The organism is Phormidesmis priestleyi BC1401, from assembly GCF_001650195.1.
GTDB classification, from domain to species: Bacteria; Cyanobacteriota; Cyanobacteriia; order Leptolyngbyales; family Leptolyngbyaceae; genus Phormidesmis_A; species Phormidesmis_A priestleyi_B.
This window is the reverse complement of sequence record NZ_LXYR01000013.1, coordinates 98,046-112,647: the sequence shown is the minus strand read 5'-3', so window position 1 is coordinate 112,647 and position 14,602 is coordinate 98,046. Positions and strand designations below refer to the sequence as shown.

Here is a 14,602-nt window from a genome sequence, read left to right as displayed (position 1 = left end):
AAGCGGAAAAGCTCTAAAACTCGGCAAGTGGCTAATCGGGTCGCTACCGCGCTCCGCATCGCAGCCCAAACGCTCTGTCGTTCCCATTCTGCCCTAGTAGTCAGTCAGAGGTAGATTGAGGGATTTCTAGGGGAAGAAAGTCACTACCTGATTGCCATGCCTCAGAAGAAATATATTGTCTCGCTCAGTCCCGCCGAACGCTGGGAGCTTCTTCAGTTCAGCCGTACCGGAAAAGCCGCTGCTTACGCCATAACCCACGCTCGCATTCTGCTGCAAGCGGACATTGCCAGCGCCGAGGGGGGATGGGTCGATAGCGAGATCAGTGCGGCGCTAAAGGTGAGTGTGGCAACGATTGAGCGAGTCCGGCAACGCTGTGTTGAAGAGGGGATTGCCGCGTGCTTGAAGCAACGACCTCGCGCGAGAACCCGACTACTCGATGGAGAACAAGAAGCCCACTTAGTTGCTCTAACCTGTAGTCCTGCCCCCGAAGGTCGTGCCCGATGGACGCTGCGATTGCTCAGAGACCGATTAGTCGCCTTGGAGATTGTCGAAACCATCTCCCACGAAACGGTGCGCCAAACGCTGAAAAAAACGAGCTAAAGCCGTGGCAGAAGGACTGCTGGGTGATTCCCCCTGAGCAAAGCGCCGAGTTCGTTTGCCAGATGGAAGACGTGCTGCAACTCTACACCAGCTTTGACAACCCTCGCTACCCGTTGGTGTGCTTTGATGAAGCCTCTAAACAACTGGTCAAGGAAACGCGCACTCCCATAGCGGCAGAACCCGGACACCCAGAACGCTATGACTCGGAGTATGAGCGCAATGGCACTGCCAATCTGTTTATGTGCTTTGCACCGCTGCACGGGTGGCGGCATGTGAGCGTCACGAATCAGCGCACCTGTCTCGATTACGCTCATCAAATGAAGTATAGCTACCGCCACATAGGTTAGGACAGGGACATTTTGGCAGCACGCGAAGCACACTACCAAAAATGTCCTAAGCAAAGTGGCGATGGCTATATCTCGTCGATGTCGCTTTCCCAAATGCCATTGCCGTGCGGGTGGTGCAAGACAATCTCAACACTCATGTTAAAGCCTCCCTTTACAAAGCTTTTCCACCCCCTGAAGCTCGTCGTATTCTCGACCGCTTGCAGTTTCACTACACCCCCAAGCACGGTAGTTGGTTGAATCTGGCAGAGATTGAACTCAGTGTCCTCTCGCGTCAGTGCCTTGACCGCCGCATTCCTGACCAACAGACGTTGGCGCAGGAAGTCGCGGCTTGGGAACACGCACGCAATGCTCACCCTTGCCCAGTCGATTGGCGCTTCACCACCCAAGATGCCCGCATCAAGTTGAAGCGACTCTACCCTGCAATTTCAGATTGACTGTCTACTAGGCGCTTTCCATCGTCGAATGCAAGCTCGGATGGGCACCCCCAAGGTCATTACCGCAACGGCGCACAAACTGGCACGGATTTTCTATCACCTCTGGACATCGAACCAATCCTATGTCGATCCGGGCATGGACGCAGCCCAGCAGAAGTATCAAGAACGGATCGTTAAAAACCTGAAGAAAAAGGCGCTAACTCTGGGGTTTGACCTTGTTCCTAAATCCACTGCTCCGGAGTGTGTTTCTTAGGAGGTATCTCAAATTTTTTGTAGCAGAACTCCATCTTCCTCGCCCCACTTCCAATCAACGATCGCAAACAAAGAAAACCAGTAAAAGAACAGTGCTGTGTGACTCCAGATATTTTCGGTCAGCATTCCAACCATCGCTGAGAGTAGAAACGCAACCAAAACAGAACAGAAGCTTTTCTGCGATCGCCCCGTGAAGGGAGAACGAATCAGACGAACTAAACGGATTAGTTGAACTCCCAAAAACAAAAGGAACAGGATTATCCCTACAATTCCTTCTTCGACCAGCACTCGAACATAGTCATTGTGCGCCCAGGCAAACATTGGACTGAAAAAATTCGTCGTTTGCAGCCCATGACCCAAAATAGGAGCGTTGCTCCAATTTCCCATCAATGCACTCCATTGGGCAACACGCCAGTTGAAGCTGTTTTGATCATAAGATGCCAGTAAGATCGCACGCGATACGTCGATATCAGGATTTAGGAGCGGCGTTTGGCTCACCGAACTCAGACGTTCCATGCCATACTCCGTACTTCCAAACAATCCAATCATTAAGGTTAATATCAGAGCAGCCCCAATTAAATTTCCAAAGCTCAGACGGGGCAATACCAGAGCCGCAATCAGCACAACCAGCATGACAATGCCAACCAGCACTTTTGTCGTAACTAAGCAGAGGACAAGAGCACCTAATAGACAAAACCAGGGCAGGCGATTTTTGACCGTGCTAATCTTCCAATAGGTTAAACCAATGAAGAGAATTAAAAAGGTGACAAACGTGTTTGCAACACCTAGCGTGCCATTGATCCGAAAACCGTCCTGGTTTACGTTTACAGCCAAAAATGACGGCAGCAAGTGACCCGGAACAACCATTTGCAGGAAAGCAGTTGAGACAGGAATCACTAAAGCAAGCAAGAGACCACTAGCCACCTGCTCTGGGCGCAGCCGCCCTTTCATCTGGAACACAAGCAGATATGCCATCAGCCAAGAAGAGATTCTCACCCACTCTCGAACTGCGGCAGGTAGCGCGGCGGGTATCTGTTCGCTCCCCAGTCCCAAACCATTGAGGGGAAGCAAAACAACCCAAATTCCCTGAATCAAAATCCATCCTATAAAAAACCATCCAAAAGCATCCATCTGAACTGGTCGCTTGCACAGAAGTTGAACCGTGATGTAGATCAGGGTCAAGGCAGAAAACGCGATCGCAAATGCACCTGGTATTCCTCGATCGGAAAACGGGTCAAGCGCACTTCTGAGAATGAGTAGTGCCAGAATGGAAAATTCGACGTTCTTAAAGAAAAAGACGGTTGCGGCAGGAACTAGCAGCATCAAACCTGCATAGAGCGGATTTGCTCCAGTCATCAGCCCGATCGCAATTCCCATCAATGTTCCGATGATGCCGACCAGATATCCTAGATACGCCATGATGTTTCCTTACTCGCGAACAGAAGCGAAGTCTCGACCTAACCGTCAGCCGCAATCTACTAGCTGACAAATTTGAAGTCTTTGAAGCCATTGCAGCTTGGTAGTCGAGACTGTCGCCGGGTAAACTCACCAACTGAAGGGTTGCCGTCTGGATGTAGAACGCCTTGTGCTTGCTGCCAAAGCTCTTGAGGTGCACGGGAGATTTCATAAGAGCGATCACCTGTTTTGCGGACGTGATACCACTGAGTTTTCTGACACTCTGGGCACCAGAAAGCCTCTATCCACTCTCCGTCTAGCGCAACAGTGCATTGATTAGCCATCAACAGTAGCGCATTTTTTCGGCTGACTCCGCGCTGTTGCAGTTGCTTAGAGTCGTCAGCAAATAGCGTGTATTTTGCGCTGGCGCTGTCTAGATAATGGTGGTCGATCGGGCAATAGATGGCTCGTCTTTTAGACCGTTTTCGGTTTCGGTTACACCTTTGCTGCACTTTAAACCTACCTCGCGAATCGATTGGTCTAATTACTTACCTAAACAAATTAAGAATCGTAGTCAGTGGGTAGATAGGTAGGAATATCCGACCTAACGTATCGATGAACTTACTAGAGCCAGTTTTCTGAACCACGAGTAAATCTCCATTTCTAAGAGAAATAGACGGTTTATCAAGATCAAAGGTCTGACGTTCTAGTTGCCCTTGAGGAGACATTCGGAAAAGTTCAACTGTACGTTTGTTCGCTTTGTCGGTCGTTCCTCCGGCTGCCGCGATCGAGTCAATCACTCTCGCCGTGGGTGAAACATCAACCTGTCCGGGTCGATTTACTTCTCCTGTCACCTGAACCGTAATTTTGGTCGGCGCGATTGTGGACGTTAGTAGTGCTTGTTGCTCAGCATCATTTGCTTTAGCACGCGGGACTATAATCTCATCACCATCATAGATTCGGGCATCTGCACTCAAATTTCCGCTCTTCACTGCTTCCCACAAGTCTACTTTAATTTCAGTAGGGATCATGGTGTACGTAGGCACTGAAGGAGCAGAGAGGGAAGCCCCTGGAGAAGGAGGGAAAGCTGTTCCGGGAGAAAGTGTGGGAAGGCTGTTGCGCGCTGAGAGCATCGGTAAAGCTTGCGGCACTGCGGCTGAATTGACAGCAGTGGGATCACTCGCGACAATGCGGCGAATCATGATGTTTCTCAGATCTGCATCGGGTGTAATTCCACCCGCTAAAATCAGCACATCGCTTACGGTGACGGGGCTACTGCTTTGAGCAGCATTACCCGCTCCTCGGTTTTGCTGATTTTGCTGAACAAACGGATTGATCAACCGAGGTCCAGGCTGCAACACTTCGCCTGTTACACTCACCCGAAGCGGACTAGGGCTCACGAGAGATAGCGCAACTTGGGGACGACGAACATAGGGCTGTAGTGACGTTTTAATCAAAGCAGCCGCTTGAATAGGAGTCAGTCTAGAAACCCTGAGCACACCGACCATCGGCAACTGAATGGTTCCATCCGACAAAATCAGTTGTTCATTCGAGAGATCCGGGAATCCAGCCACAGTCAGACGAAGCTGGTCTCCAGGTTTGAGGGGAGTCGTCGTCTGAGTATCGGTTAGAATCCCGTCCTGAGTTTGAGCTAGGACGAAACTAGAAGGCGCTCCAACCGCGATCGCCATCACTAAAGGAGCATAGAGTAAGACGGAAGATTTTCTCATCGTTCGACTAACCTGCGATTGATTTGAGACACGATTAAACAGAAGAGGGTAGAGAACTTGGATGCGGAAGTAGTTTGTCTGCTGATTCAGGGGATGGGCTAGAGGGGGAGCGATCGACGCGCAGTGGATCAGGCGTTGGGTTAACGATCGCGCCCAAGATTTTAGCACCGCTTCTCTCCAAGTCTGCGATCGACTGAAGGGCGGCTGCTTTGGGCGTGAACTCTGGGCGCACGACCAACACCACTCCGTCAGTGTATTCACTCAGGGTCATAGCATCTGCGAAACGGGCGACCGGAGAGGTGTCGATGATAACCAAGTCATAGTCGTTCGCCACCGTCTGCATTAAAGCTTTCATTGCGTCGGCTTCTAGAACTTGAGCAGGACGATTGAGCCATTGCCCTTGGGTTAACACACTCAAATTCGCGATCGTCGTCGGCTGCACGACCGAGTTCAGCGGGGCGCTTTCACTCACGACATCGGTGAGACCGGGTTGTTGAGATAAGCCAAAGAAGTGGTGCTGTAAAGGATGACTCAGATCGGCATCAATTAAGAGTGTGCGGCGAGACATCATCGCTGCAACGATCGCTAGATGAGCCGCGACGCTCGATTTTCCTTCGCCCGCAGTGCTACTGCTGACAAGAATTGACTTTAAAGAGTCTTTATTGCTGAGTTCGAGCGTTTTGAGGATTCGGCGGTAAGGTTCGACTGCGGCTGAATTGTTCAGAAATCCATTTAATTGACTCGGTTGCAGCGGCAATCGTCTAGGAAGAATTCCCAACACAGGTAACTTCAGTTGATCTTCGATCTCAGAGGAACTGCCGACTTTGGTGTTTAACAGTTCACCCAGCAAAATCACTCCAGTCGCAGATGCTAGACCTGCGGCTAATCCTAAGATTAGGGCAACAGCGGGTTTAGGGTTTGCAGGGGTGCTCGGAACAGAAGCCTGTCCAATCACCCGAACATTACTGATCAATTGCGCTTCTGCAATACGAGCTTCTTCGAGCTTGCTTTGAAGCATTTTCAGCGTCAGGGCTTCTTGCTCACGCTTGCGATCGAGGCTTGAAAGCACACGCTGCTTTGCAGGCAGTGAGGCAAGACGCGCTCGCAAAGGTTCTTGCTGACCCCGCAGCGCTCTTAGCTTTTCAAGCAGCGCATTTTGCTCGACTGCACCTGTAATATAGGTGGCAATTAAGCCGCGACTCAAATCGTCGGTTGCTAAACTTTTAGAGGAAACAGACGATGAATTTGGAACAACCCGAACAAGGCTTTGAGAATAAAAAGCGCGAGTTTCATCTCGCTTCTGCACTAAAGCCAGCAACTCTGGGTTTTGGTCGCCCAGTCGAGAGCGGGCATCAATCACTTGAGCTTCTAAGTCTGTGAGTTTGCCCCTCAGTGCTTTCAGCTCTTCATCCTGCCCAGCGCGAGATGTGATGTATGCGGTCTCAACATTGTTCACCCCAATAATGCCCTGTAGCTGCCCATTCTTTTTCTGAGCCTCTGACAATTGGGCAGATAAAGTTCGTGCTTGGTCTTCTACGACTGATAAGCTGTTGACCAAATTTTTGTCTTGCTCGTCTAGCGCAACAATTCCATTGGCTTCTTTAAACTGACTTTCTGCCAGTTCCGCCCTTTCTAACATTTCTTGTTGACGTGGAACTCTCGCTTCTACAAACTGTCTCACTGAGGAAGCCTGCTGACGAATCGATTCTCCGCTTTCTTGCACTGTTGCTTGTGAAATAGCGCTCAGCACGGCTGCTACGACTTTTGGATTGCGATTGGTGTAGTACACCTCCAAAATGTTGGTCGCCGGAACAATCTTGACTTTAAGAGCAGACGCGATTTCGCCCGGTTCAGGAGCTTTTTCGTCGAGTCCAGAGGTAGAGAGCAAAAGGGCGGCTTGTTTAAGAACCCGCTCTGAGGCAATCAGTTCAGCTTGGGTGGCGATCGGATTGGCATTTCCAGGGGTTGGGTTTGCCGCGATCGCTTGACCTAGCTCAGAAACACTCAACCGTTGATCGTCTAAAATTAATCGGACTGACCCCTCGTAGACTGGAGGGGTCATCTTGAGGTAGGCATATGAGCCACCCACCACTGCTGTAAAAGCCAGCAGGGCATTCCAAAAATTGCGTTTGATTACTGGTGCGATTGCAGGCATCTCATTCATGAAATCTATCCTGTGACGAGAGGGTAGTGGTTGTGCCAGCCCAGTAATCTCAATAAAGTCTCAAGTCTGAGTATCTTTTCGTATTTAGGCATGGTTCTCCCAGGTTGGCTAATCTGTAGAAAGAGAGCGACTTTTAGGGATGAGAGGTTTTTGCTTCAATTGGGGTGGGGGTTTGATCAGGTGTGAGAGCAATGTCTTTATCTAGGTATTTCGCGTAGGTGACAACTTCGTCAAGCATAGCGGATGTACCTAAATTGGGATGGATCGACACAGATTCTTTAACAGAAATTTGAGATTGGTCTACGCTAGCTTCATACAAATCTAAGAATTGGGTCGTGATGTGATCCCAATTGAAGGTAGATTTCACGTAGGATTTTGCTCGTTCAGCGATCGGTTTGAGTGCATCCATGTGCGAAATTGCCCACTCTAGCTTCTGAATGCATCCCTTCAGGTCTCCTTTCCGAAAAAGCACACCCCGATTTTCGCCTAAAAGCTGCTGATGCGGCGGAATGTTGCTGGCAATAATGGGCACTCCTTCTGCCATCGCCTCTAACATCGCCATTGGTAATCCTTCGATGTTCGAGGGCATCACACACATTCCTGCACCTCTGACAATTTCAGCGAGACGATCGCGCAAGAGTTGGCCTGTAAAGAGAATGTTAGGGTTGTCATCCGCCAAGCTTAACAGGCGTTCTTTAAATTCTGGGGCATCATCGCCACCGACCAAAACCAGTTTCCATCCTTGGGGTTGAAGCGCTTGAAAGGCTTGGATTAAGAGATCTGGACATTTTTCAGGAACCAGTCTGCCCAAGAATACGAGGTAGCGTCCCTGCTCTAACCCAAGTGACGTGCCCCAGGTGAAGGTTGGATCAGATTTGGCATACGTCGCTGGAGCATTAGGAATATAGGTCGAGTCTCGCCCATAGGTTTTGAGAAAGTAAGGTCGCAGAGCTTCTGACACGACCACGATTTCATGAGCGCAAGAAGCCGCAAATTGTTCACCCAGTAAGATCGACAGTTTGGCGAATTTGCCCCATTTCGCCCGTTGCCAGTCTAAGCCGTGGCAGGTAACTACGATTTTGGCAGGAGAAATCATTCGAGGAACCCAGCTAAACAACGCAGGACCTAGAGCGTGGAAGTGGATAACATCATACTTACCCGCAGTGAGCATTGAACCTAAAGCTGAACTCACGATGACATCTGCGCCGCCTCTTTTGAGGCAGGGAAGCGAGGTCACTTGAACGCCCTTATAGTCGTGCCGACTCCATGCAGGCATATTGGTATAGAACGATCGGGCAAAGAGGTCTACCGAGTGACCCTGCTCGACCATACGCGGATAAATCTCTGCACAATGATGTTCAATTCCGCCTTGTTCTGGGGGCAATCCTTTCGCACCGATCACTGCAATTTTCATTCTGGTTTCCTTAAATTAAAGAGTCAATCTGAAATAATTTGATAGATGCTGAATACTGCAACCTCAGGATTGGAGGAAGAATAGACCCCCTGCGTAAATCCTTTGCCCTCCTCACGAAGTGGGTCGAAGCCCTCGCCAACCCTTCTCCCTGGGGAGAAGGGAGCTAGAACCGCTTGTTCCCTCTCCCTGGGGAGAGGGCTAGGGGCAGAGTATCCGTGCAAGAGGTCTAATCATGAAATGTCTGATCAGTGGGCGGTCAGCCGAGCAGCACAACACAACAGGCAATGCTCGATGAACATGCCTTGAAGTTTTCAGCTTGATGGAATTTGATCAGATCTCAGTCCGCTTTAAAGATGCTCTCACTCAAAAGAAGGTGCATCGTCGTAGCTGCTTGAGTCGCTATGCTGGGGGCTGTTGCTGATTCCATCGCTGCATCATGCCATCACAGATGCTTTTAACCACGGTGCGCGCTCGATAAGGCTCTGCACAGTCTACGCAGGCTTGTGATGGAAAGTCTGGGGGGGAAGCTAATACCTGCTGAATGGCAGCAGCGAGTCCAGCAGCCGTGCGATCGTCACACACGACCCCGCTTTGGCGATCGAGCAAGTTGGGCGTTTCGCCGCAGCGAGTCGTGACGACGGGCGTACCACTTGCCAGCGCCTCTAAAACGGTAACAGGCAGACCTTCATAGGCACTCGAAAGCACAAAAACGCTGACAAGACGCTGTAGCTTTGCCATTTCGCTCTGCGGTAGTGCCCCCAATAGGGTGACGCGATCGTCAAGTTCAAGCTGAGCAATTTCAGATCTGATCGCGTCTGCAAGATCGCCTTCGCCTGCAATGAGCAGGTGAGTGGTGGGATCGTCTAAGGCGGCGATCGCCCGCACGAGCAAGAGCGGATCTTTTTGAGGGTGAAGCCTACCCGCAAACAGAACGAAGCGAGTTTTGCTGTCTAGCTTCTGCGATCGCGCAAATTCCTGCCGAGCGTGTTCTCGCTCACCGGGTGAGAGCGGAAAGAACACGTCATCATCAACGGTGTTACGGAGATAGCGAACCCGATCGGCGCAGGCTGGATAGCGCTGCTTATAAAAGGTTGCTGAAGCCGTGTTGCAGGAGAGAATCTCGGTGAATTGGGAGACGACCTGACGCTCGATCGCAAAGTAAGCGGCGGGAAGATATTGCCAGAGAATGCTGCCTTTGCGATCGGAAGACTGAACCTGTTGCTGAATATCATTGTGGATAAACAAGGTTTTATCTCCGACCCAGTTGCGGGTTGCTAGAGTGGGTTCTAGACGATGAAAGTGCATAAAATCTGATGCCAAACACTGACGCAGCAAACCAGCCGTATAGCGAACAGAGTCTGGGATCAAACTTTTACGATTCTCTTTGGGCTGCGTAAATAAAGGCATAAACTGAATTTTGCGCCCTGCCAGTTCTCTCTCTTGCCACTGCCCAGGTTGAATCCGTTCTTCAACTTGCGTTCCGACGAGCCGTATCTCGAAGGTGTCAGGCGCGTATTTAACGAAAGAACGAATGATTGTCTGGATGCCCCCTAAGCTATTGCTCCACGGGTCAAACTGGTAAAACACCGTCAAAATCGGTCTACGCATAAGTCTTTAACCGAATCATCATCATGAATGAGAACCTCGATCGATCCTGCGATCGAGAATTAGTTCATAGCAGAAGACCCACTGCTCAGGGCGTGAATCTGCCGATCTGCAAGGTCTTGTGCTTCTTTAGTCGCCAGCATACACTTGCGCTCTAATGGAGTCATGCTAAAAGTGTTGTAAACCCAGATCCGCACTCTGCGTTTCCAAGAAAGCGCTTCTGTCACTTCGGGAACGCCTCTCAAGTAGTGCATGATTTTCATGGAGTATACAATCCCTTTCAGGATTTTGAGCAGATACTCTTCGGTGAGCCGACTAGCAGGAATAATGTGAATCAGCTTCAATCGGGCAAACTTTCCAATTCCTAAACCAATATCGAGAGCCGATAAAGCCATGTCGGTGTCTTCGTTGCTTGCCAGAATCTTGCCTGTGCTGCCTCGACGACCTAGCAGCAATCGGCGGTCGTCGGTTTCAAGCAGGTTGACATACATTTGTCCGACTTCTCTGCGAATACACATCCCCGCTCCAACGGGCATAGTTTCTACCGTGTCGATGTTTGACCAGACATCTTTGTCAAACTGATCGAGTGCCAACAGATTCCACATCGGGCGAGTCCATTCTTCAGGGGTGCCGCCAATAAAATCGGGGACGATCTGACCGCTCCAAGCACCGATCATTGGGCAAGTTTGACAAATCTCAAGGGCAACTTGCAGATAATCTGAGTCGAGAACGTTGTCGTCATCGACAAAGACGCAGAGCTTACCCTTGATTTCTTTTAGCCCACGCAAACGAGCATTGACCAGTCCTAGCTTTGATTCAACAATGTGACGAGCATGAGGATGCCAACTGAGGTCAATTCTCCCATCCAAAGGGTCTTGACTTGCGTTGTCCACCAACAAAAGTTCCCATTGGTCAGCAGGTAATGTTTGCGATTTGAGCGCATCTAGGACTCGGCTCAGATAAGCAGGGGTGGGATTGTGACTGCAAATGATCACAGAGATAGGAAATTCCATACAAGTTACTTTTTCTAATTGATTGTTATCCGTCACTTTTCAATTCTTTACGCTCCCATCCGGGTAGCGTTTGTCTCGGCTCAAACTTGAGTTTGCTCCAAATTTTTTTGAGGAAATAACCCAGAATGAACTGCGATCGCTGCATACGCCAGGTCAATTTTCTCAGAGCGTTACCTGAATCATCGGGAATAATTCCACCAGTCACGATGCTAAATTTAGCAGGCAAATGCGGCATCGACGGTAGATAGAAATGAAATAAGTAAAACAACTTTGCTTTAACCAAGTGGAAATATAGAAACTCTTTTTGAGTAATGGAGTCAAAAAACACGCCATCTCGATAGGTAAAGTTAAATGGCGGTTCCTCTCGACACATTGAATTCATATAAATTTTGAGATTATATTTCTCCTTAGAATTCATCACAAGGTCATAGATGGAAGCAAGTTGAGAGGTTTCTTTCAGATCATCAAAAGAAAGCGGTCTGCCGTAGAATCTCCTACAGGATTCATCAAAGTTATGGTACTGCTCATTATCAGTAAACATTGTGATGTAATCTTCGGTTTCGCGAAATAAGTTTGTGACGGTAGGATTGTTGCGGAACAGGACAAAGTGACCTACTAGCTGGATTTCAGAGGCAGTGATCACATCGTAAGTTGCTAGGATTTCCTCAGTCAGAAAGTGACTAATTTTTCCCAGAATGATGTCGAGATCGCAATATCCCCAGAAGTCGTAATCTTTCAGATAGTCTTCAAAAATTACCCCAAATGCAGGTCTAAACTCGCTGAGTTTATATCCCCAATTCACATTGATTGGAATCTCTAATTTCTCAGATGCAAGGTGATTAAACTGGCTCAATGTCAGAGGAATTGTTTTCAGGTTTCCAGACAAATTGGGTTGAGATAGATGATCGTTAAAAAGATAAACATCAAGGTCGATATCTTGGTTACGAGCCAGTGATTCAGAGAAATATCGGAAATAATCAGGTAAAGGACCTGCATAAAAAATAACTAGCGCAATTCGACTCATAGCCTAATTTTCCTCCGTTAAGTTAGTGACCTAGAGATCGACTGTTTTGACTCAACAAGTCGGCGGCTCGCATTGCGATCGCCATCGCTGTCAGGGTCGGATTCTTCTCAACAGATGTCGTGAAACAACTCGCGTCAATGACAAAAAGATTCGGAATCTCGTGCATGGCGTTCACTGCATTCACAACTCCAAGCTTGGGGTCAGTGTGCATTCTGACCGTTCCGCCAAAGTGGACAGACGTTCCGGGCGGCTCGATCGCACTGCTTTTAGATGAAAACTGCCAGCCTGCTATCTCCATTAGCGCTTCAACCGCACGCCGACCTTCATCAAGTGTGGCAATGTCATCTGAGTCGTGACGAGTGCTGATTCTAAGGAGCGGCAGCCCATATTCATCTTTAGCGTGGGGATGCAGAGAAACACAGCGAGAATCATGGGGGATTTGAGTGCCAAAGCAGGCAAATAAAAGGGGAACTCCTTCATCTTGCGGCGGTGGAGAACCCAATCCTAGATTCGATCGCAGCTTGGAATTAGCCAGCGGTTTCTGGTTGAGTGCCCCCGCATAAACCTGAAAACCAGTCGTCTGTAAAGGCTTTGCTTTTGAGTAGTCTGGGCGAGTCAGGTATGAAACTAAAGACTCCTTTAGAGGGGGGCGATCGATCTGATAAGTATAAGCTGCATACATATTGTCATGAAGATATCGACCAATCAAACCATCAGCATTGATAATCCCATTGCTACAGTTCAACAAAATCTGAGTTGACCCTAATTGTCCTGCTGCCAGCATCACAGCCCTGCCAGATTGAAAGCAGAGTTCGCCGCTTTGTCGATCGAGATACTCAACGCCTGCCACCAACGCCTTGGTCTGATGCAGATGCAGTTGAGTCACATGGGCGTTGCTAATCAGCCGAAAGTTTTTGTGTCGTCGCAGTTGACCCAGCAGGCGAACACCAATGTTAGCGGGAGAAGGAATTTGACTGAATAGGGTTGATTTGCCATAAACATGATTGGCAGGCAGCAGCCATCGGTCTAGTTTCTGAGCCGCTGCCGCAAGGTCAGAAAATTCTGGGGGCACCTCAAGAGTGTGGTTAACGTGACAGGCTGGCAGAACAGGCACGGAAACTTTGCCGCCGCTGACCCCAATCAGGTGTTCGACGCGGCTGTAACAAGGCTCAAGATCCGCATACCCAATGGGCCAGCGATACCGCTCTGAAATAGATTCCCCCTCCGTGAAATCTTCTGGGGCAAACCGCAAAACCACGCCGCCCCAAAAACTCCCAAGCCCTCCTAGTAAGTGTGCCTTAAACCATCGAGTCAGAGGGTCGTCTAAATTCTCAAATTGCGGATAGGCGACATGATCTCTAAGCTCTAAGGCATATGGACGGCGAATTTCTCGATCTCTGACGCGCAGATGTAGACTCTTGGGGAAACTGCATCCCGATTCTAGTAGGGTGACTTTAAAGCCAGCCTTGACCAGAGTCCAAGCCGCAACGGTGCCCGTCGGACCGCTTCCAACGATAACAATTTGGTCATCTGATATGAATGGTATAGACATTTACACCGTCTCTGGGAGGTTTTGACCCCACCATTCGCGGATTCTCTCGATTCCAGTTTGCAGAGATATCTGAGGCTGAAAGTCTAGGCGATCGCGGGATTTTTGATTAGAAAAAATCGGTTGAGCGACCAGCGAGCGAAACTCATCGGCAGAAGGATAATAAATCGACTTCCCGTAGATTTTTTTTGCGATCGCGCTGGTTCCTTCCATTACTTTTTTTTTCTTAAGCATCTTTGAGACGGCTTCTCTAAAAAAGGGAATCGAGTCTTGAGGTTCGCATTGATAATCGATCGGCAGATGAATTAAGCTTTTTGTTCCCAAGATAGATTCATAACCACAGAGCAACTCTTTCCAGAGAACAGGCTGATCGTGACTGACAATGAAGCGCTGCCCGTGAAGATTTGAACCCTCGCAGGCTCGAATTATTGCCGTCACCACATCATCGATATAAATCGGATTACAGTAACCTGTTCCATATCTCGCGATCGCCATGAAAGCGGTTTTCATTTGGTCTAGCGTTCGAGCCGTCTCCCCTCCTTTTCCAGGACCATACACCCGACCAAGCTGAAGCACAACGACCTCAGTATCTCCTGCTTCTGTTTGTAGAACGAGATGTTCGAGCGCTTGCTGAATGGAGGTCTGAGGTCTGAGCGAGGCAAGACAAGGCGACTCTTCGGTAATGATACGAGAAGGAGGCGGATCGCCATAAACAGACGTTGAACTGATGTGAACAAACTTCTTTACTTGGGCTGCTGCACAAGCTTGAAGGAGCGTTTGGGTAGACTCGATCGCACTCCTAAATTGCTCTTGCAGAGTCCCTTGATGAGGATGGGCAAGATTCACTACGCAGTCACAGCCCGAAAGGTGTGGCAGCAATGCTGCTCGATCGAGTCGGTCTAGTTTCAGATCAGAAACACTGGCTTGATCAGGTGAATCAATTGCAGACCGAGAATCATCAGCCGCGAGAATATGATGTCCTTGCTCAAGGAGTTTTACAACAAGCGCTTGACCGATAAATCCACTAGCACCCGTGACGAAAATCTTTGATGCAGTCATAATTCAACAGTCCGGA

At 49.2% G+C, this 14,602-nt stretch carries 11 protein-coding genes and 1 pseudogene; 2 read left to right on the top strand and 10 right to left on the bottom strand.

The features are described 5' to 3' along the window. Window positions 1-156: 156 nt before the first annotated feature. A pseudogene (locus A8707_RS28020) lies at window positions 157-1,381 on the top strand (IS630 family transposase). Between the two features lie 28 nt (window positions 1,382-1,409). After that, window positions 1,410-1,634, top strand: coding sequence for a transposase (locus A8707_RS09730; RefSeq protein ID WP_068816615.1), 225 nt, complete (start codon window positions 1,410-1,412; stop codon window positions 1,632-1,634). A gap of 8 nt (window positions 1,635-1,642) precedes the next feature. Here the strand turns inward: A8707_RS09730 and A8707_RS09725 are convergent, their stop codons facing one another. From A8707_RS09725 to A8707_RS09680, 10 genes are all read right to left on the bottom strand, one after another. Beyond that, the gene (locus tag A8707_RS09725) at window positions 1,643-3,052 is read right to left on the bottom strand and encodes an O-antigen ligase family protein (protein WP_068816614.1); all 1,410 of its coding nucleotides are present in this window, start codon (window positions 3,050-3,052) and stop codon (window positions 1,643-1,645) included. A gap of 59 nt (window positions 3,053-3,111) precedes the next feature. Next, the gene (locus A8707_RS09720; protein WP_068816613.1) at window positions 3,112-3,540 is read right to left on the bottom strand and encodes a hypothetical protein; all 429 of its coding nucleotides are present in this window, start codon (window positions 3,538-3,540) and stop codon (window positions 3,112-3,114) included. Window positions 3,541-3,576: 36 nt separating this feature from the next. Continuing rightward, window positions 3,577-4,758: an SLBB domain-containing protein gene (locus A8707_RS09715; protein ID WP_082906309.1), complete on the bottom strand. Its 1,182-nt coding sequence runs from the start codon at window positions 4,756-4,758 to the stop codon at window positions 3,577-3,579. A 34-nt stretch (window positions 4,759-4,792) separates the two neighbouring features. After that, window positions 4,793-6,922: a GumC family protein gene (locus A8707_RS09710; protein ID WP_068816611.1), complete on the bottom strand. Its 2,130-nt coding sequence runs from the start codon at window positions 6,920-6,922 to the stop codon at window positions 4,793-4,795. A gap of 133 nt (window positions 6,923-7,055) precedes the next feature. Further along, window positions 7,056-8,336, bottom strand: a complete 1,281-nt coding sequence (locus A8707_RS09705) for a glycosyltransferase family 4 protein (protein WP_068816610.1) — start codon at window positions 8,334-8,336, stop codon at window positions 7,056-7,058. Between the two features lie 399 nt (window positions 8,337-8,735). Then, window positions 8,736-9,944: a glycosyltransferase family 4 protein gene (locus tag A8707_RS09700; RefSeq protein WP_068816609.1), complete on the bottom strand. Its 1,209-nt coding sequence runs from the start codon at window positions 9,942-9,944 to the stop codon at window positions 8,736-8,738. Between the two features lie 59 nt (window positions 9,945-10,003). Next, window positions 10,004-10,954 carry a glycosyltransferase gene (locus A8707_RS09695; RefSeq protein WP_068816608.1) on the bottom strand — a complete coding sequence of 317 codons (951 nt, stop codon included), beginning with the start codon at window positions 10,952-10,954 and terminating at the stop codon, window positions 10,004-10,006. Between the two features lie 25 nt (window positions 10,955-10,979). Further along, window positions 10,980-11,978 carry a DUF6625 family protein gene (locus tag A8707_RS09690; RefSeq protein ID WP_068816607.1) on the bottom strand — a complete coding sequence of 333 codons (999 nt, stop codon included), beginning with the start codon at window positions 11,976-11,978 and terminating at the stop codon, window positions 10,980-10,982. Window positions 11,979-12,000: 22 nt separating this feature from the next. Then, the gene (locus A8707_RS09685; protein WP_068816606.1) at window positions 12,001-13,530 is read right to left on the bottom strand and encodes a GMC oxidoreductase; all 1,530 of its coding nucleotides are present in this window, start codon (window positions 13,528-13,530) and stop codon (window positions 12,001-12,003) included. Then, window positions 13,531-14,586: an NAD-dependent epimerase/dehydratase family protein gene (locus A8707_RS09680; RefSeq protein WP_068816605.1), complete on the bottom strand. Its 1,056-nt coding sequence runs from the start codon at window positions 14,584-14,586 to the stop codon at window positions 13,531-13,533. Window positions 14,587-14,602 lie beyond the last annotated feature (16 nt).

Coding starts and splice junctions, on each gene's coding strand:
- A8707_RS09700 (WP_068816609.1), bottom strand. CDS start 9,944: ATGCGTAGACCGATTTTGACGGTGTTTTACCAGTTTGACCCGTGGAGC.
- A8707_RS09705 (WP_068816610.1), bottom strand. CDS start 8,336: ATGAAAATTGCAGTGATCGGTGCGAAAGGATTGCCCCCAGAACAAGGC.
- A8707_RS09685 (WP_068816606.1), bottom strand. CDS start 13,530: ATGTCTATACCATTCATATCAGATGACCAAATTGTTATCGTTGGAAGC.
- A8707_RS09690 (WP_068816607.1), bottom strand. CDS start 11,978: ATGAGTCGAATTGCGCTAGTTATTTTTTATGCAGGTCCTTTACCTGAT.
- A8707_RS09730 (WP_068816615.1), top strand. CDS start 1,410: ATGCAAGCTCGGATGGGCACCCCCAAGGTCATTACCGCAACGGCGCAC.
- A8707_RS09725 (WP_068816614.1), bottom strand. CDS start 3,052: ATGGCGTATCTAGGATATCTGGTCGGCATCATCGGAACATTGATGGGA.
- A8707_RS09715 (WP_082906309.1), bottom strand. CDS start 4,758: ATGAGAAAATCTTCCGTCTTACTCTATGCTCCTTTAGTGATGGCGATC.
- A8707_RS09710 (WP_068816611.1), bottom strand. CDS start 6,922: ATGAATGAGATGCCTGCAATCGCACCAGTAATCAAACGCAATTTTTGG.
- A8707_RS09695 (WP_068816608.1), bottom strand. CDS start 10,954: ATGGAATTTCCTATCTCTGTGATCATTTGCAGTCACAATCCCACCCCT.
- A8707_RS09680 (WP_068816605.1), bottom strand. CDS start 14,586: ATGACTGCATCAAAGATTTTCGTCACGGGTGCTAGTGGATTTATCGGT.